Origin of the sequence: Sinorhizobium americanum, from assembly GCF_001651855.1 — a bacterium.
In the GTDB taxonomy this organism is placed as follows: domain Bacteria; phylum Pseudomonadota; class Alphaproteobacteria; order Rhizobiales; family Rhizobiaceae; genus Sinorhizobium; species Sinorhizobium americanum.
Window position 1 is genome coordinate 47,766 of the sequence record NZ_LNQC01000041.1, and the last position, 18,120, is coordinate 65,885.

At 63.5% G+C, this 18,120-nt stretch carries 14 protein-coding genes and 3 tRNA genes; 15 read left to right on the forward strand and 2 right to left on the reverse strand.

Annotated features, from left to right (window positions below; translation table 11 throughout):
* Positions 1-273: 273 nt before the first annotated feature.
* The 3 genes from lon to ATC00_RS04955 all read left to right on the forward strand — a co-directional run bounded on the left by lon (position 274) and on the right by ATC00_RS04955 (position 5,678).
* On the forward strand, positions 274-2,691 hold the full coding sequence (gene lon / locus ATC00_RS04945; protein WP_064252157.1) for an endopeptidase La: 2,418 nt from the start codon (positions 274-276) through the stop codon (positions 2,689-2,691).
* 220 nt (positions 2,692-2,911) lie between these two features.
* A complete protein-coding gene (gene hupB, locus ATC00_RS04950; RefSeq protein WP_037389073.1) occupies positions 2,912-3,184 on the forward strand; it encodes a DNA-binding protein HupB in 273 nt (90 codons plus the stop codon).
* A gap of 298 nt (positions 3,185-3,482) precedes the next feature.
* A complete protein-coding gene (locus ATC00_RS04955) occupies positions 3,483-5,678 on the forward strand; it encodes an esterase-like activity of phytase family protein (protein ID WP_064252158.1) in 2,196 nt (731 codons plus the stop codon).
* A gap of 86 nt (positions 5,679-5,764) precedes the next feature.
* Here the strand turns inward: ATC00_RS04955 and ATC00_RS04960 are convergent, their stop codons facing one another.
* Positions 5,765-6,238, reverse strand: coding sequence for a MarR family winged helix-turn-helix transcriptional regulator (locus ATC00_RS04960; protein ID WP_064252159.1), 474 nt, complete (start codon positions 6,236-6,238; stop codon positions 5,765-5,767).
* Between the two features lie 368 nt (positions 6,239-6,606).
* Here ATC00_RS04960 and ATC00_RS04965 point away from each other — a divergent pair, with 368 nt between their 5' ends.
* From ATC00_RS04965 to ATC00_RS04975, 3 genes are all read left to right on the forward strand, one after another.
* Positions 6,607-7,887, forward strand: a complete 1,281-nt coding sequence (locus ATC00_RS04965; RefSeq protein WP_064252160.1) for a metallophosphoesterase family protein — start codon at positions 6,607-6,609, stop codon at positions 7,885-7,887.
* Positions 7,887-11,342: an ATP-binding protein gene (locus tag ATC00_RS04970; RefSeq protein ID WP_064252161.1), complete on the forward strand. Its 3,456-nt coding sequence runs from the start codon at positions 7,887-7,889 to the stop codon at positions 11,340-11,342. The genes ATC00_RS04965 and ATC00_RS04970 overlap by 1 nt, the downstream gene beginning before the upstream one ends.
* Before the next feature lie 87 nt (positions 11,343-11,429).
* Positions 11,430-11,828: a (R)-mandelonitrile lyase gene (locus tag ATC00_RS04975; protein WP_037389062.1), complete on the forward strand. Its 399-nt coding sequence runs from the start codon at positions 11,430-11,432 to the stop codon at positions 11,826-11,828.
* A 57-nt stretch (positions 11,829-11,885) separates the two neighbouring features.
* Here ATC00_RS04975 and ATC00_RS04980 read toward each other — a convergent pair.
* Positions 11,886-11,961: transfer RNA gene (locus ATC00_RS04980), tRNA-Val, on the reverse strand.
* Positions 11,962-12,368: 407 nt separating this feature from the next.
* Between ATC00_RS04980 and ATC00_RS04985 the strand changes: the two genes are divergently transcribed.
* From ATC00_RS04985 to nuoF, 9 genes are all read left to right on the forward strand, one after another.
* A tRNA-Asp gene (locus ATC00_RS04985) sits at positions 12,369-12,445 on the forward strand.
* A gap of 72 nt (positions 12,446-12,517) precedes the next feature.
* Positions 12,518-12,594, forward strand: a tRNA-Asp gene (locus ATC00_RS04990).
* A 298-nt stretch (positions 12,595-12,892) separates the two neighbouring features.
* Positions 12,893-13,258, forward strand: a complete 366-nt coding sequence (locus ATC00_RS04995; RefSeq protein ID WP_037389059.1) for an NADH-quinone oxidoreductase subunit A — start codon at positions 12,893-12,895, stop codon at positions 13,256-13,258.
* Positions 13,249-13,827, forward strand: coding sequence for a NuoB/complex I 20 kDa subunit family protein (locus ATC00_RS05000; RefSeq protein WP_012707619.1), 579 nt, complete (start codon positions 13,249-13,251; stop codon positions 13,825-13,827). The genes ATC00_RS04995 and ATC00_RS05000 overlap by 10 nt, the downstream gene beginning before the upstream one ends.
* Before the next feature lie 18 nt (positions 13,828-13,845).
* Positions 13,846-14,451: an NADH-quinone oxidoreductase subunit C gene (locus ATC00_RS05005; protein ID WP_064252162.1), complete on the forward strand. Its 606-nt coding sequence runs from the start codon at positions 13,846-13,848 to the stop codon at positions 14,449-14,451.
* Between the two features lie 56 nt (positions 14,452-14,507).
* Positions 14,508-15,698, forward strand: a complete 1,191-nt coding sequence (locus tag ATC00_RS05010) for an NADH-quinone oxidoreductase subunit D (RefSeq protein ID WP_037389054.1) — start codon at positions 14,508-14,510, stop codon at positions 15,696-15,698.
* Positions 15,698-15,952, forward strand: a complete 255-nt coding sequence (locus ATC00_RS05015; protein WP_037389051.1) for a hypothetical protein — start codon at positions 15,698-15,700, stop codon at positions 15,950-15,952. The genes ATC00_RS05010 and ATC00_RS05015 overlap by 1 nt, the downstream gene beginning before the upstream one ends.
* A gap of 16 nt (positions 15,953-15,968) precedes the next feature.
* Positions 15,969-16,799: an NADH-quinone oxidoreductase subunit NuoE gene (gene nuoE, locus ATC00_RS05020; protein WP_064252163.1), complete on the forward strand. Its 831-nt coding sequence runs from the start codon at positions 15,969-15,971 to the stop codon at positions 16,797-16,799.
* A gap of 11 nt (positions 16,800-16,810) precedes the next feature.
* Complete coding sequence (gene nuoF / locus ATC00_RS05025; protein ID WP_064252164.1) at positions 16,811-18,115, forward strand: NADH-quinone oxidoreductase subunit NuoF; 1,305 nt, start codon at positions 16,811-16,813, stop codon at positions 18,113-18,115.
* Positions 18,116-18,120: the final 5 nt, after the last annotated feature.

The window sequence follows — 18,120 nt, forward strand, 5'->3', positions numbered from 1 at the left end:
GGGGTCAATCGAATAGAATATTGCGAAACGTCCGCAACAACGCGATGATACGACGATTCAATGAACGCGTTCGAGCGTCGGCGTCGGGGAGCCAGGTAAGGCCGGCATCAGCATCTCAGCGTAGAAAACAAGAATTGTCCGCGGAGGCGGAGATTGCGCCCGGCCTTGAAATGGCCCCTGTTGCACTCCACTTTCGTGAAGGAAATTTGACAGCCGGGAGTGCCGTTGAGGCTCCCGGGAACGGGCCCGAAATCGGGACGGAAAGGAAAAGACATGACGAACAAAACGTCTCCGGCCGAAAGCGCGACCTATCCGGTTCTGCCGTTGCGCGACATTGTGGTCTTCCCGCACATGATCGTGCCGCTTTTCGTCGGCCGCGAGAAATCCATCCGGGCGCTCGAAGAGGTCATGGGTACCGACAAGCAGATCATGCTGGCGACCCAGATCAATGCGACGGATGACGATCCGGAGGCTTCCGCGATCTACCGCGTCGGAACGATCGCCAACGTGCTTCAGCTCCTGAAGCTCCCCGATGGCACCGTCAAGGTTCTTGTCGAGGGGCGTGCACGGGCGGAGATCGATCGCTACACCACCCGCGACGACTTCTATGAGGCGGTCGCCCATGTGCTGCACGAGCCGGAAGAGGACCCGGTCGAGATCGAGGCGCTGAGCCGCTCGGTGGTGTCCGAATTCGAAAGCTACGTGAAGCTCAACAAGAAGATTTCGCCGGAAGTCGTCGGCGTTGCCAGCCAGATCGACGACTATTCCAAGCTCGCCGACACGGTCGCCTCGCACCTGTCGATCAAGATCGTCGAGAAGCAGGAAATGCTCGAGACGACCAGCGTGAAGATGCGCCTGGAAAAGGCGCTCGGCTTCATGGAAGGCGAGATCTCGGTTCTGCAGGTCGAAAAGCGCATCCGTTCGCGCGTCAAGCGCCAGATGGAGAAGACCCAGCGCGAGTACTACCTCAACGAACAGATGAAGGCGATCCAGAAGGAGCTCGGCGACAGCGAGGATGGCCGCGACGAGATGGCCGAAATCGAGGAGCGCATCGCCAAGACGAAGCTCTCCAAGGAAGCGCGTGAGAAGGCCGATGCGGAGCTGAAGAAGCTGCGCCAGATGAGCCCGATGTCGGCCGAAGCGACCGTCGTGCGCAACTATCTCGATTGGCTCTTGGGCCTGCCCTGGGGCAAGAAGTCGAAGATCAAGACTGACCTCAACCACGCCGAGAAGGTGCTCGACGCCGATCACTTCGGTCTCGACAAGGTCAAGGAGCGTATCGTCGAATATCTCGCCGTTCAGGCTCGTTCGGCAAAGATCAAGGGCCCGATCCTGTGCCTCGTCGGCCCTCCGGGCGTCGGCAAGACCTCGCTCGCCAAGTCGATCGCCAAGGCGACCGGCCGCGAATATATCCGCATGGCGCTCGGCGGCGTGCGTGACGAGGCCGAGATCCGTGGCCACCGCCGCACCTATATCGGCTCCATGCCCGGCAAGGTCGTGCAGTCGATGAAGAAGGCGAAGCGGTCCAACCCGCTCTTCCTGCTCGACGAGATCGACAAGATGGGCCAGGACTTCCGCGGCGATCCGTCCTCGGCGCTTCTCGAAGTGCTCGATCCGGAACAGAACTCGACCTTCATGGATCACTATCTCGAGGTCGAGTACGACCTCTCGAACGTGATGTTCATCACCACGGCTAACACGCTGAACATTCCGGCGCCGCTGATGGACCGCATGGAAGTGATCCGCATTGCCGGCTACACGGAAGAGGAAAAGCTGGAGATCGCCAAGCGGCACCTGCTGCCGAAGGCGATTCGCGATCATGCGCTGCAGCCGAACGAGTTCTCCGTGACCGACGGCGCGCTGATGGCGGTGATCCAGACCTACACGCGCGAGGCGGGCGTTCGCAACTTCGAGCGTGAGCTGATGAAGCTTGCGCGGAAGGCCGTGACCGAGATCCTCAAGGGCAAGACCAAGAAGGTCGAAGTGACGGCTGAGAACGTTCCCGACTATCTCGGCGTGCCGCGCTTCCGCCATGGCGAAGCCGAGCGCGACGACCAGGTGGGCGTCGTCACGGGTCTCGCCTGGACCGAGGTCGGCGGCGAATTGCTGACGATCGAAGGCGTGATGATGCCGGGCAAAGGCCGTATGACGGTCACCGGCAACCTGCGCGACGTCATGAAGGAATCGATTTCCGCGGCGGCCTCCTATGTCCGCTCGCGTGCGATCGATTTCGGCATCGAACCGCCGCTCTTCGACAAGCGCGACATCCACGTGCACGTGCCGGAAGGTGCGACGCCCAAGGATGGCCCGTCGGCCGGCGTCGCCATGGCGACGGCGATCGTTTCGGTGATGACCGGCATTCCGATCTCCAAGGATGTGGCGATGACCGGCGAAATCACCCTGCGCGGCCGTGTCCTGCCGATCGGCGGCTTGAAGGAGAAGCTGTTGGCGGCGCTGCGTGGCGGCATCAAGAAGGTGCTGATCCCCGAAGAGAACGCCAAGGATCTTGCGGAGATCCCGGACAATGTGAAGAACAGCCTCGAGATCATCCCGGTTTCGCGGATGGGCGAGGTGCTCGAGCACGCATTGACGCGGCGTCCTGAGCCGATCGAATGGGACCCGGCAAGCCATGCCGGCACCATTTCGCCGGTCGATTCGCAGGACGAGGCGGGCGCCTCGATCGCCCACTGAGGACGCGCAAATAGGGCAGGGACTGTGTCCCCGTTGCGCCCTTTGCCCAGAAAAACGGAAAAGACCGGCCATTTGCCGGTCTTTTCTGTTGTAAAAGCACCCTCCAAGCCTTGCTTTTCAAGGGATTCGGCGCAATTGGGAATGGCAAGACGTGGCTGTGCGCAAGCGGCCGCGGCTTAAGAAGACAGTCGTTTCGAACCAATATGAAAGGGGTGGAAACATGAACAAAAATGAGCTCGTGTCTGCCGTTGCCGAGAAGGCCGGTCTTTCCAAGGCCGATGCGTCTTCCGCTGTTGATGCAGTGTTTGAGACCATACAGGGTGAACTGAAGAACGGCGGCGACATTCGTCTCGTCGGCTTCGGCAACTTCTCCGTGACCCGCCGCGAAGCGAGCAAGGGCCGCAACCCGTCGACGGGTGCGGAAGTTGACATCCCGGCACGCAACGTGCCGAAGTTCACGGCCGGCAAGGGCCTGAAGGACGCCGTCAACTAATCGGACGTGTCGAGGTCCAAAAGGGCCTCGAGATGGCCGCGGTTCCGGATCGGCGGTAACGCCATGGAGGCCGCAAGCAAGTTCATGTTCCATCTGCCGCCTTCCTCGAGGATCGCCGGCAGGTTGATTGGGGCCCGGTCGATCCGGGCCTCTTTTCATTTCAACTTCCGCTGTCATCGGGCTGTTACAGGACGGTTGCACAAGCCTCAAATCCGGAGGCGGACGAACTGCGATTCCGGATGCGAACGCGGTGTCGGAAGGCCTGATCCCCGGGCGCGCGCCGCGACAGGAGGGATAAATGAGGGCTTTTTCCATCACCGCCGCCTTGGCCGCGGCACTCGCAGCATCGACGGCGCCGGCCGCTCAGGCCGAACAGGTCTTTAACCGCATTGCATCCTTTGCCGTCGCCGGCAACGTGCCCGAAGGCGTCGACCAAAAGGCACCAACATCGGCGGAAATCATTGCCGCCAGCGAGGACGGCAACACGCTCATCTATACGGACAGCCCCGGCAAGCGGATCGGCTTCATCGACATCACCGACGCGCGCGCGCCGAAGGCCGGCGGCATCGTACCCTTCGAGGGCGAGCCGACGTCGGTCGCTGTCGCCGGCGCAAAGGCGCTGGTCGCCGTCAACACCCGCGAAAGCTTCACCAAGCCCTCCGGCCTGCTTGCCGTTGTTGATGTCGCGACGAAAAAGGTCGACGCCACTTGCGATCTCGGCGGCCAGCCGGATTCCGTCACCGTCAACAAGGACCGGACGCTTGCGGCGATCGCCATCGAGAACGAGCGCGACGAGGACGTCAACGACGGACAGATCCCGCAGCTGCCGGCCGGCGATCTCGTGATCCTGTCGCTGAAGGACGGCGTCGCCGATTGCGCGACGATCAAGCATGTGACGCTCACCGGCCTTGCCGAAGTCGCCGGCGACGATCCGGAACCGGAATTTGTCGCCTTCAACGGCAAGGACGAGATTGCGCTGACGCTGCAGGAAAACAATCACATCGTCATCATCGACGGCAAATCCGCGGCCGTGAAGGCGCATTTCTCCGCCGGTACGGTGGATCTCAAGAATGTCGACGCAAAGCGCGACGGCGCCATTTCGTTTGCGGGCGATCTGGCCGGGGTCAAGCGCGAGCCGGATGCCGTGAAGTGGCTCGACGACAACCGTCTGGTCGTCGCCAATGAGGGCGACTACGAAGGCGGCTCACGCGGCTTCACGATCTTCGACGCGGCCGGCAAGCTTCTGTTCGAGTCCGGTGCAAGCCTGGAGCACGCCATCGCCGAAATTGGCCACTACCCGGAAAAGCGCTCTTCGGCGAAGGGCATCGAGCCGGAAGGCATGGAAACGGCGCAGTACGGCGACGACAAGCTGTTCTTTGTGCTTTCCGAGCGCGCCTCGATTGTCGGCGTCTACAAGGACACCGGCGCCGAGCCGCAACTGCTGCAGCTTCTGCCGTCCGGGATCTCGCCCGAGGGCGCGGTCGCCATTCCCGGCCGCAATCTGTTCGCCACCGCCAACGAGGTCGATCTCGTCGAGGACGGCGGCGCGCGGGCGCATGTGATGATCTATAAGCGCGGCGAAGGGGAGGCCACCTACCCGCAGATTCGCTCCGCCGAAAAGGACGGTCTGCCAATCGGGTTCGGCGCGCTTTCCGGCCTTGCGGCCGTCGGCGACAAGCCGGGTTTCCTGCGGGCGGTGAACGACTCCGTTCTTTCGTCGCAACCGACGATCTTCATGATCGACGCGACGCAGAAGCCGGCGCTGATCACCGAGGCGCTGCCGATCACCCGCGATGGCGCAGCTGCGCAAAAGCTCGATATCGAAGGCATTGCCAATGATGGCGAAGGCGGCTTCTGGCTGGCGTCGGAAGGCGACTCGGACAAGCTTTACAGCCACGCACTCCTCCACGTGAACAAGAAGGGCGAGATCAAACAGGAGATCGCTCTTCCGGCGGAACTGCGCGCCAATGAAATCCGCTCCGGCTTCGAAGGGATCTCGGCAATCGGCGAGGGCGACGGCCTCACGCTCTGGATGGCAGTCCAGCGTGAGTGGAAGGACGACGAGAAGGGCTTCGTGAAGCTCGTCTCCTACAAGCCGGCGACAAAGGAGTGGGGCGCGGTGCGCTATCCGCTCGACAAGTCCGAAGCCGGCTGGGTCGGTCTTTCGGAGATCTCGGTCCATGGCGACTACGCCTATCTGATCGAACGCGACAATCTGATCGGCGAGGCCGCGAAGCTCAAGAAGCTCTATCGCGTGGCGCTCACCGAGTTGAAGCCCGCTGAGCTCGGCGGCGAACTGCCGGCGGTCAAGAAGGAAGAGGTGCGCGACCTCATTCCCGACCTGAAGTCGCTGAATGGCTATGTTGTCGACAAGGTGGAGGGCTTCACAGTCGATGCCGCTGGAAACGGCTACGTCGTCACCGATAATGACGGCGTCGACGACTCGTCCGGCGAGACCCTGTTCTTCTCCATTGGCGCAATCAACGCGATGTAAGCGTCGGGCCAGGAGAAAACGGAAGAGGCCGGGACATGACGTCCCGGCCTCTTCCTTTTGTAACGATTCGATCGAGCCTGAACGGATTACCGCGCGGCAGCGATGTCCGCCTCTTCCTCCGCGTCCTTGCGCTTGCGGATCTCGTCGGTCTTGTCGACGAGCCTGCTGACGATGTCGTAGAGCTGATCGAGCTGCTGGTCGTCGAGCGCCGAGAAGATTTCCTCGATAAGCTGCTTGCGCGGATGTTCCGCCGCCTGGAGGACGGCACGGCCCGTCTCGGTAATCGAGACGATCTTGGCGCGGCGGTCGTCCGGATCGGGCTTGCGCATCACCAGTCGATCGCGTTCCAGGCCGTCGATCGCCTCCGTCACGGTTCTGGGGGCGAAGTTCAAGGCGCAGGCGATGTCGGTCGAGCGGCAGGGGCCGAGCTTGCTCAGGAAGAACAGGAACTTGCTTCGGGCAAGCGACACACCTTCCTCCGTCATCGACTCGTTCACCAAGCGATGGACGCGATGGTAGAGTTCGAACAGTTTGTCGGAGACTTCGAATGTGTTCTTCATGAATGCCGTTGCGATATGGTGAGGTGCCATGTCAAATGGCAGTTGGACTATATTTAGTGACGATCGCGGTATTTGTCGACAAAAACCTCCTGATTCTTATGGTCGCAGCCCTCGCGAAAGGAAACGGCCCTCGAATCCGGGCGGCGAAGCGAAGAATTGCTGTCGGCGGAATCACTGCCGACGCTGAAAATGCCCAAGGCGCTCCCAGCAGGAAAAGGACCGAGCAAGACCTTACAAAACCGTCAATCGCCGAGCTTGGCGGGTGCTGCAGGGCGGTTCTGGATAAGCGCGTGGCGTTGCCCACAGCTGAGTTGGGGCTCGGCCGCCCGCGTCGTTGACGGCAGGGGCGGGGCCGGCCATGGTCAGCCATGCCGTTCCGATTTGTCCATACCGCAGATCTCCATCTCGATTCGCCCTTGCGCAGCCTTGCGCTTCGCAACGAGGAGCTCGCCGGCATCGTGCGGGGCGCCACCCGCAACGCCCTCGTGCGTATCGTCGATCTCTGCATCGCCGAAAGCGTCGACGCGCTGCTGATCGCCGGCGATCTCTATGACGGCAATCAGACCTCGATGAACACGGCGCTTTTCCTCGCCGGAGAGCTGCGCCGTCTCGACGAGGCGGGCATCCGCACCTTCATCATCCGCGGCAACCATGACGCCCAGTCACAGGTGACGCGCGAGTTGACGTTGCCGCCGTCGGTCCATGTTTTCATGGGCCGCGGCAAGCCGGTGCTCGCCAAGACGCTGGAGAACGGTAGAGCCGTTCACATTCACGGCATGAGCTTTGCCGATCCGCACGCGCCGGAAAGCCTGCTGCCGCATTTCCAGCCTCCCATCGCGGATGCCATCAACATCGGCATGCTGCACACGAGCCTCGCCGGCTCGGCGGGGCACGACCCCTATGCGCCCTGCAGCGTCGCCGATCTGGAGCGGCATGGCTATGATTATTGGGCCCTCGGCCACGTGCATCAGCGGCAGGTCCACGGCGTCAGGCCCTGCATCGTCATGTCCGGCATGCCGCAGGGCCGGGATATCAACGAATCGGGGGTGAAGGGCGTCACGCTCGTCACGATTGACAACGATGGCGAGGTGACGCTGGAAGAGCGGGCGGTGGGCGCGGCCGTGTTCGAGCGGGTGTCGATCGACCTGACCGGGACGGCCGAATGGCGCGACATGCTGGAGGTTGCCGGCCGGCAGCTCGGTCTGATTCGAAAGGGTCTGCCGGAAGCCGATCTCATCTTGCGGATCACGCTGAGCGGTACGACGCCGCTTTCCTGGCGGCTGCGGCGGGATTTCGACCTGCTGCAGGGAGAGCTGGCGAATATCGCCGCCGGGCTCGGCCGATGCTGGGTCGAGAAGATCGAGACGCTGTTTGCAAATTGCGGCAAACATAGAGGGCCAATCGCTGCCGATCCGATCGGCGAACTGACGGCGCTCGTCGAGACCGAAGTGTTGTCGGCCTTTGCCTACCGCGCCGACATGCGCGCCGTCGCCGAGGAGCTGCTGCCGCATCTGCCTGTCGAACTGCGGCATCTGCTTGCCGGGGACGAGGGCATGCTCGACGAACTGGTGGAGAATGCCGCGCTCTCGGGAAGCGCCGATGTCCTGTCGCATCTCCATGGCCGGAGCTTCGTCGAGGGCATCGACTGATGCGGCTGCAACAGCTGGATCTCCTCCGCTACGGCAAATTCACCGGCCGAAGCCTCGATTTCGGCACGCCGCAGCCGGGAGAGCCTGATTTTCACCTGATCTACGGACCGAACGAGGCGGGCAAGTCGACCCTGTTCTCGGGCTTCCTCGATCTGCTCTTCGGTATCGAACGCATGAGCTCCTACGGCTTCCTGCATCCCTACCAGACGATGCGGATCGGCGGCGTTGTCGAGGCCGGCGGCAGAAGACATCACGCCTACCGGATCAAACGCAACGCCAACAGCCTCGTCGGTCCCGACGAGCAGCCGCTGCCGGACAACCTCTTCTCCTCGGCGCTCGGGTCGATCGACCGGGATACCTACCGCATGATGTTCTCGCTCGACGACGACAGCATCGAGGAGGGCGGCGAAGCCATCCTGAAGAGCGAAGGGGAACTCGGGTCGCTGCTCTTCTCGGCAAGCTCCGGCCTGCCGGACAGCAGTGCGGTGCTTGCCAATCTGCGCACCGAAGCGGACGCCTTCTTTCGCCCCCAGGCGCGCAAGCATCAGCTTGCGGAGCTGAAGGCGGAGCTGGATGCACTGAAATCCCAGCGCAAGGCAGTGGACGTCAACGCGCGCGAATATGCCGAACTTCGCAAGACGCTGACGAAAGCCCGCGAGCGCCACGATGCGGCATCGCGCCAGCGGGCCGAACTGCGCGTTCGCAGGGATCGGCTGCGCGCAGAGCTCGAATCCCTGCCGCTCGTGGCAAGGCTCAACCTTGCACGGGAAGAGCTTGCCGGGACGCAGGCCTTGCCGGTGCCGCCGCCGGACTGGGGGAACGATCTGCCGGCGCTACGCCGCCGGGAGGTCGAAATCGCCACCCGGCTCCGGCAACTGGACGAGGAGTTGGCGCAGCGCAGGGCGGAGCTCGAAGACCTGCCGCGGGACGAAGAGGCGCTTGCGCTCGCGGGACGCTTCGAGGCGTTGCGCGAATCGGCACTCGACGCCCGCTATCAGACCGCCGCTCGCGATATGCCGTCGCGCCTCGATGAACTGGCAAGGGTCTCCGCCGAGATTCGTGCCTGCCTCATCCGTCTCGGCGAGACGGACAATCCCCATCCCCTTTCGCTGGTGCTGCCGACCGCCCGCGCCGCCCGGCTCCAGGACCTCGTTCGCCAGCATGCGGGCCTTTCGGAAAAGCTGGCTTCGGCGCGCGGGGAGCTAGAGAGCGCCAGACGCGATCGCGCTCAGGCCGAACGCGAAGCGGAGGGGCTCGGGAGCGACGTCGCCGATCCGGGCATTCTGGCCGAGCGGCTGCATGTGCTGCGTCAGAGCGATTGCCTGTTGCGCCAGCAGGCCGCGACGAAGGAGATCGACCGGCTGGCGGCGGCGCTTGCCGATGCCATGGACGGCTTGCGGCCCTTCGCCGGCGATGCGGATGAGTTGACGACGCTTCCCGTTCCCGCACCTGGCTTGGTCGCCATGTGGAAAGCGGACGAAGCCGCGCTTTCGGAGCGGCGGCTGCGGCTCGACGATCGGATCGGTGACGAGCGCGCGCGCCAGGCGGGAGACGAGGCGCGGCTCGGCGCATGCGCTGCGGACGGCGCTGCCGTGGACGACGCGACGGCAGGCGAGCTGCGCCGGCGCCGGGAGCTCGCCTGGCAACTGCATCGCTCCAGCCTCGACGAGCGGACGGCAAGCGCCTTCGAGGCGGCATTGCGGGAGGACGATGCCGCCTCGGCGCTGCGCCTCGCCCATGCCGAGCGGCTGGCCGAGATGCGCGGCCTCACTTTGGCAATTTCCGAAAGGCGCGCGCGCCTGCAGGCGCTAGAAGCACAGCGGGCGGCGCTCTCCGAAGAGGGCCAGCGGCTGGACGACACGGTCGCTGCTGCCGCAAGCGCAAGCGGCTTACCCAACGTCAGGCAAATATCGCAGCTGGAGGCTTGGCTTGCCGCGCGAGCCGCAGCGCTGGCGATACGCGCCGAGCTGAGCGCCTCATACCTGGCGAAAGACAGGGCTAGATCGGAAGAACAGGCGGCGGCACGCGCATTGCGCGGCGAATTGGAGCGCCTCGGCGCGACGGACCATCTGCCGGACGGCCTTGACGAGCTCCTCGTGGTTGCGGAACGAACCGTCTCCCGCGCGCAAGCGGCATCGGCGGCCCACAGCGCGGCAGTGGCGCAGCTTCACCGCGCCTCCGAAGCCATGGAAAACCGGGAGACTGTTCTCGCCGCCGCCGAGGCCGCCATGGCCCGCTGGGAAGAGGCGTGGGCGGAGGCGCTCGCCGCGACCTGGCTTGCCGGCCGCGCCGACCGGCCGGCTCCGCACGAAATCGGCCCGGTGCTCGCCGTGCTGCAGGACTTCGACAAGCTCATGCAGAAGAAGGGCGAGCTCGACCATCGCATTGCCGGCATGCGGAAGGACCAGGCGAGCTTTGCCGAGGCGATCGTGGGTCTCGCCCGCGACGCCGGAGAGCAGGGCGATCCGCTCGCGCTTTATGCGTCGCTGCGCGACCGCATCGCCGCCGCACAGCGCCAGGAAGAACGCCGCCGCGACGCCTTGGGCAGCATCGAACGCCTGGAGGAGGCCCTTCGGCTGCTGCGCAGCGAAGAGCGGCAGCACGTGGCGATGAAGCAGGTGATGTTCGACTTCTTCGGATGCGGGACGCTTGAGGAGGCCGGGTTTTGCCTAGAGGCGGTTCGCGAGCAGGAGCGGCAACGGCTGAGATGCGCCGAGCTTGAACAGGATCTGTTGACCCGGCTCGGCACCGCCACGACCGGAGAAGCCGAATCCCTCCTCGCCGGTGTGGACGAGGCCGAACTCCGGCTTGAGCTCACCCGGCTGGAGGAAGCGATCGACGTCATCGATCGCGACGTCAGCGAGCTGCACGCGGACGTCAGAAACAAGGAAAGGTCGCTTGCCGAGATCGAGGGCGGCGACCGGGTGGCCGAACTCGAGCAGAAGCAGCGAACCATCCTGCTCGAGATCGAGCACAAGGCGGTCGGCTATCTCAGGCTCAAGGCCGGTGTCGTTGCCGCCGAACACGCGCTGAGGCTGTTTCGTGAGCGCCATCGCAGCGCCATGATGCAACGCGCCTCGCGCACGTTTTCACATATCAGCGGCGGCGAATATGCCGGTCTGTCCACCCAGTCCGACAAGGGACAGGAATTCCTGATCGCCAACACCGCCGCAGGCGGCTCGAAGCTCGCCGGCGACCTGTCGAAAGGCACCCGCTTCCAGCTCTACCTGGCCTTGAGAATGGCCGGCTACCACGAGGTCGCAGCGGCCCGTGAGACGCTGCCCTTTATCGCCGACGACATCATGGAAACGTTCGACGACAACCGCGCCGGCCGCGCCTTCGATCTGATGGCGGAGATGGCCCGCGTCGGCCAGGTGATCTATCTGACACACCACGAGCACCTTTGCGATATCGCCCGCAGCGCCTGCCCCGGGGTAAAGCTTCACAGGCTGTAGCGACTGGGCGGAAAAGGCTAAGGTGCTTCCGATTGCGCCCGCATGGTGCGCGCTGTGGTTTCATGCGTTTGCCAAGAGGAGGTTCGGATGGAAATCTTTGAGTGTGGATCGAGACCCTCGTCGCGCGGGCCGGCCGACTATTTTCAGGGCGCCGTGCGCATCGACCCAGCCTTCGAGGCACCCGCGCCGGCGCGGGTGCGCGGAGCAACGGTCACCTTCGAACCCGGCGCACGCACGGCCTGGCACACCCACCCCCTCGGCCAGACGCTGATCGTCACCGCCGGCCGCGGCCGCGCGCAAAGCTGGGGCGGCGAACTCCGCGAAATCCGTGCTGGCGACGTCGTCTGGTTCCCGCCGGGCGAAAAGCACTGGCATGGCGCCGCCGCCGATATCGGAATGACCCATATCGCCATCCAGGAGGCGCTCGACGGCAAGGTGGTCGATTGGCTGGAACATGTGACGGACGAGCAGTATCGCGGCGGGTAATGGGCCACATGGCAACGTTCGTAGCCACTTGCGGTCAATTGCTAAAGCTTTGGATAATGGTGGGCGATGAGAGACTCGAACTCCCGACATCCTCGGTGTAAACGAGGCGCTCTACCAACTGAGCTAATCGCCCTTTCGCGTGTCGAACCGCTGTCCGCCGCGTCGGTGGGCGTGATCTATGCGCTGCCGGCAAAAACCGCAAGAGCATTCGATCGATTTTTTTGATTTTTTTGCGGACGACTCGCCAAGACACCCCGGGCAATGGCGCAGGTCCGACCTTGTGGACAAACATCCGGAGGGCGGGGCCTGCCGCCGATGCTGCTTCGACGGTGTCGGGCGGCCGGAGAGGGCCACCGCGATCGTCCCGCCATCTTTAGATTTTTCACTTAAGAGTAGCCTGTGGATCAAAATTCTCTCTGTCACGGATTTGTCTTCAAACACGCTTGACACCCCAGGGCGAACCGCTTAGTTAGCCGCTCATCGAAACGGCAGGGCCGCTTTGATAAAGGGGTGCGCGAGCGCCCCGGCCAGTCAAGAGATGCGGGTGTAGCTCAGTCGGTTAGAGTGCCGGCCTGTCACGCCGGAGGTCGCGGGTTCGAGCCCCGTCACTCGCGCCACTCTTCTTCTGGTGCATCGGCATTCTCAAGGAGTGCCGATGGTGAGATAATGGCCGTTCATGGCCAAGATGCGCGGGTGTAGCTCAGTCGGTTAGAGTGCCGGCCTGTCACGCCGGAGGTCGCGGGTTCGAGCCCCGTCACTCGCGCCACTTCTCCTCACTCCATGCTCCAGCGCCAGTTATCGGTTTTTGCATTGCGGCAATGCGGTCTCGGCATGGCTCTTCCGGCTAGCGGCGACCGGTTCCCGGGATTCCGTGCTCCATTGTGTCAAACGTGCGAAAGTGCCGTTCAAACCTGTGCCGCGAACCGGTCTAAATGCCGCGTCGAGGCTTGCACATGGGCGCGGGCTGCGCTAACCACTCTGGCGTTGCAACATGATTTTCGGCCTGCGGCATTCGTTGTTCAAGCGCTTCTCCCAAGGCGCTTCGCAGGCAGGGACGGATAACAATGACAGAACTTCTCGGTTCCTATGTTCCGATCGCGATTTTCATTGGAATCGCTCTTGTGATCGGTCTCGCACTCCTGATCGCTCCCTTCGCAGTTGCCTTCAAGGCGCCCGACTCGGAAAAGCTCTCGGCCTATGAGTGCGGCTTCAATGCGTTCGACGACGCCCGCATGAAGTTCGACATCCGCTTCTATCTTGTGTCGATCCTCTTCATCATCTTCGACCTGGAAGTCGCCTTCCTCTTCCCCTGGGCGGTTTCGTTCAAGGCGATGGGCTGGTTCGGCTTCTGGTCGATGATGGTCTTCCTCCTGGTCCTGACGGTCGGCTTTATCTATGAATGGAAAAAGGGAGCGCTGGAATGGAACTAGCATCCGGCACCACGCTCGTTGCGCCGCAGCCGAAGGGCATTATCGATCCCGCGACCGGCAAGCCGATCGGCAGCAATGACGCATTCTTCGGCGAGATCAACAACGAGCTCGCCGACAAGGGCTTCCTCGTCACCTCGACCGACGAGCTGATCAACTGGGCGCGCACCGGCTCGCTGATGTGGATGACCTTCGGTCTCGCCTGCTGCGCCGTCGAGATGATGCAGATGTCGATGCCGCGGTACGATGCCGAACGCTTCGGTTTTGCGCCGCGCGCCTCGCCGCGCCAGTCCGACGTCATGATCGTCGCGGGCACGCTGACCAACAAGATGGCGCCGGCGCTGCGCAAGGTCTACGACCAGATGCCGGAGCCGCGCTACGTCATCTCGATGGGTTCCTGCGCCAATGGCGGCGGCTATTATCATTATTCCTATTCGGTGGTGCGCGGCTGCGACCGCGTCGTGCCCGTCGATATCTACGTGCCAGGCTGTCCTCCCACGGCAGAAGCGCTGCTTTACGGCGTGCTTCTGCTGCAGAAGAAGATCCGCCGCACCGGCACCATCGAGCGCTAAGGCAGGGGGTTCTTTTCAATGAGTGAAGCCCTGAACGAGCTTGCGACCTATCTTCGCGAAGCGCGCGGAGCGCTGATTGCCGAGTCGGAGTTCAAATACGGCGAGCTGACGCTGACGACGACGGCGGAGAAGGTCATCGAACTCCTGACCTTCCTGCGCGACGATCCGCGCTGCGGCTTCGTGAGCTTTATCGATGTCTGCGGTGTCGACTATCTGCAGCGGCCGGAACGCTTCGATGTCGTCTACCACCTGCTGTCGCCGCGCCAGAACCTGCGCGTCCGCGTCAAGGTCGCGACCGGTGACGGCGAGCCCGTGCCCTCGGCAACCTCCGTCTATCCGGGCGCCGACTGGTTCGAGCGGGAAGCCTACGACATGTACGGCATCCTCTTCACTGGCCACCCGGATCTGCGTCGCATCCTCACCGACTACGGCTTCGAAGGCTATCCGCTGCGCAAGGACTTCCCGCTGACCGGCTTCGTCGAGGTTCGCTACGACGATGAAGTCAAGCGGGTGGTCTATGAGCCCGTCGAACTGAGGCAGGAATTCCGCAACTTCGATTTCCTTTCGCCCTGGGAAGGCACGGAATACGTGCTGCCCGGCGACGAAAAGGCGAAGGCACGGTGAGATAAGTCGGCCCGCGGCGATCCCGAGGGGATCCCGTCCGGCCTGGAGCAATCGGTATGACCGAACACAACGTCCGCAACTTCAACATCAATTTCGGTCCGCAGCATCCGGCCGCGCACGGCGTTCTGCGGCTCGTGCTGGAGCTTGACGGCGAGATCGTCGAGCGCGTGGATCCGCATATCGGCCTCTTGCATCGCGGCACCGAGAAGCTGATCGAGGCCAAGACCTACCTGCAGGCGATCCCCTATTTCGACCGGCTCGACTACGTTGCGCCGATGAACCAGGAGCACGCCTTCGCGCTTGCCGTTGAAAGGCTGACGGGCACGGAAGTGCCGATCCGCGGCCAGCTCATTCGCGTCCTCTATTCGGAAATCGGCCGTATCCTCTCGCATCTCCTCAACGTCACCACCCAGGCGATGGACGTCGGCGCGTTGACGCCGCCGCTCTGGGGCTTCGAGGAGCGCGAGAAGCTGATGGTGTTCTACGAGCGGGCCTGCGGCGCGCGCATGCACTCGGCCTATTTCCGTCCGGGCGGCGTGCACCAGGACTTGCCGCATGAACTGGTCGAGGATATCGGCAAGTGGATCGATCCGTTCCTGAAGACCGTCGACGACATCGACGAGCTTCTGACCGGCAACCGCATCTTCAAGCAGCGCAACGTCGATATCGGCGTCGTCAAGCTGGAAGACGCCTGGGCCTGGGGTTTCTCGGGCGTCATGGTGCGCGGGTCGGGTGCCGCCTGGGATCTCCGCCGTGCGCAGCCCTATGAGTGCTACTCCGACATGGAGTTCGACATCCCGATCGGCAAGAACGGCGACTGCTACGACCGCTACCTCATCCGCATGATCGAAATGCGCCAGTCGGCACGGATCATGCGGCAATGCGTCGATCGCCTGCTCGGCGACGCCAAGATCGGGCCGGTTTCCTCGCTCGACGGCAAGATCGTGCCGCCAAAGCGCGGCGAGATGAAGCGCTCGATGGAAGCGCTGATCCACCACTTCAAGCTCTATACCGAGGGCTACCACGTGCCGGCCGGCGAGGTCTATGCAGCGGTCGAGGCGCCGAAGGGCGAGTTCGGCGTCTATCTGGTCTCCGACGGCACCAACAAGCCCTACCGCTGCAAGATCCGTGCGCCGGGCTATGCGCATCTGCAGGCGATGGATTTCCTCTGTCGCGGACACCAACTCGCCGACGTTTCGGCCGTGCTGGGCTCCCTCGATATCGTGTTCGGCGAGGTGGATCGCTGATGCGTCTGGCGCCGCTTGCCGTTCTCGGGTTTCTCGCGCTGAGCCCCGCCGCCGTCGCTCAGGAGGATGTCGCCAGCACGTCCTCCTCGGGCCTGCACGGCGGCTCCATGGCCGCGCTCCTGTCGAAGGGATACGAGATCAAGGCAGCCGTCGCCAACGGCACGCGCTACATTGTGTTCATGCAGAAAGACCAGTCCGCCTATGCCTGCGAATTCGTCACTCTGACGAAATCGCGGTGCGGTTCGATTAATTGATAAGGTGTCCACTAGAATGTCCGTTCGTCGACTAGCCGAAGACACTGTCCAGCCAGCGAGCTTTGCATTCAGCAAGGAGAACGCGGCCTGGGCCGAGGCAACGATCAACAAGTACCCGAAGGGCCGCGAGCAGTCGGCGATCATTCCGCTGCTGATGCGCGCCCAGGAACAGGACGGCTGGGTGACGAGGGCGGCCATCGAGTCGATCGCCGACATGCTCGGCATGGCCTATATCCGCGCCCTCGAAGTGGCGACCTTCTACACGCAGTTCCAGTTGAAGCCGGTCGGATCGCGCGCCCATGTGCAGGTCTGCGGCACGACGCCCTGCATGCTGCGCGGTGCGGAAGACCTCATCAAGGTCTGCAAGAAGAAGATCGCCGCCGAGCCCTTCACGCTGAACGCGAGCGGCACGCTCTCCTGGGAAGAGGTCGAATGTCAGGGCGCCTGCGTCAACGCGCCGATGGTGATGATCTTCAAGGACGCTTACGAGGACCTGACGGCCGAGCGGCTCGAGGAAATCATCGACGGTTTCGACGCAGGCAAGGGTGCTGAAATCGAGCCCGGGCCCCAGATCGATCGTATCTATTCCGCCCCCGAAGGCGGGCTGACGACATTGCAGCTTGTGGAAGCGCCTCAAAAGACCAAGGCGCCGGTCCGCGCCAGCAAGGCCAAGGCTGAACAGGCGGTGAGCGTGCCGCCGTCGAACGCCGCCAAGCCGGAGACCGCCGCGGACGTCACCAATCCGGCGCTGAAGACCCCGGCGACCGCGAAGAAGGCGGCGGCGAAGAACGCCAAGGCCGAAGGCGAGACGGTCGACAAGTCCAAGCCGGCGAAGAAGCCGCGGTAAAGAGGTGACCCATGCTGAGAGATGAAGATCGCATCTTTACCAATATCTACGGCCTCAAGGACAGGTCGCTCAAGGGCGCGATGTCGCGCGGCCATTGGGACGGCACCAAGGAGCTGCTCGAGAAGGGCCGCGACTGGATCATCAACGAGGTGAAGGCCTCGGGCCTGCGCGGCCGCGGCGGCGCCGGCTTCCCGACCGGCCTCAAATGGTCGTTCATGCCGAAGGAAAGCGACGGCCGGCCGCACTACCTCGTCGTCAATGCCGACGAGTCGGAGCCCGGCACCTGCAAGGACCGCGACATCATGCGCCACGATCCGCATACGCTGATCGAGGGCTGCGTAATTGCCAGCTTCGCAATGGGCGCGCACGCCGCCTATATCTACGTGCGCGGCGAGTTCATCCGCGAGCGCGAGGCGCTGCAGGCGGCGATCGACGAATGCTACGACTACGGCCTGCTCGGCAAGAACAACAAGCTCGGCTACGACATCGACGTCTTCGTCCATCACGGCGCCGGCGCCTATATCTGCGGCGAGGAAACGGCACTGCTCGAAAGCCTCGAGGGCAAGAAGGGCCAGCCGCGGCTGAAGCCGCCGTTCCCGGCGAACATGGGCCTCTATGGCTGCCCGACGACCGTCAACAACGTCGAATCGATCGCGGTGACGCCGACCATCCTCAGGCGCGGTGCGGGCTGGTACACGAGCTTCGGCCGCCCGAACAATCATGGCACCAAGCTCTATTCGGTCTCCGGCCACGTCAATCGTCCCTGCACGGTCGAGGACGCCATGTCGATCCCGTTCCACGAGCTGATCGACAAGCACTGCGGCGGCATCCGCGGCGGCTGGGACAACCTGCTTGCCGTCATTCCCGGCGGCTCGTCCGTTCCCTGCGTGCCCGGCGCGCAGATGAAGGACGCCGTCATGGACTATGACGGCCTGCGCGAACTCGGCTCGGGCCTCGGAACCGCGGCCGTCATCGTCATGGACAAGTCGACCGACATCATCAAGGCGATCTGGCGGCTTTCCGCCTTCTACAAGCACGAGAGCTGCGGCCAGTGCACGCCCTGCCGCGAAGGCACCGGCTGGATGATGCGCGTCATGGAGCGCATGGTGCAGGGCCGCGCCCAGAAGCGCGAAATCGACATGCTGTTCGACGTGACGAAGCAGGTCGAGGGCCACACGATCTGCGCGCTTGGCGACGCGGCCGCCTGGCCGATCCAGGGCCTGATCAAGCATTTCCGTCCGGAAATGGAAAAGCGGATCGACGAATATACGCGCAATGCCACGTCGCATGGCGCGGTATTGGAAGCAGCGGAGTAACGAGC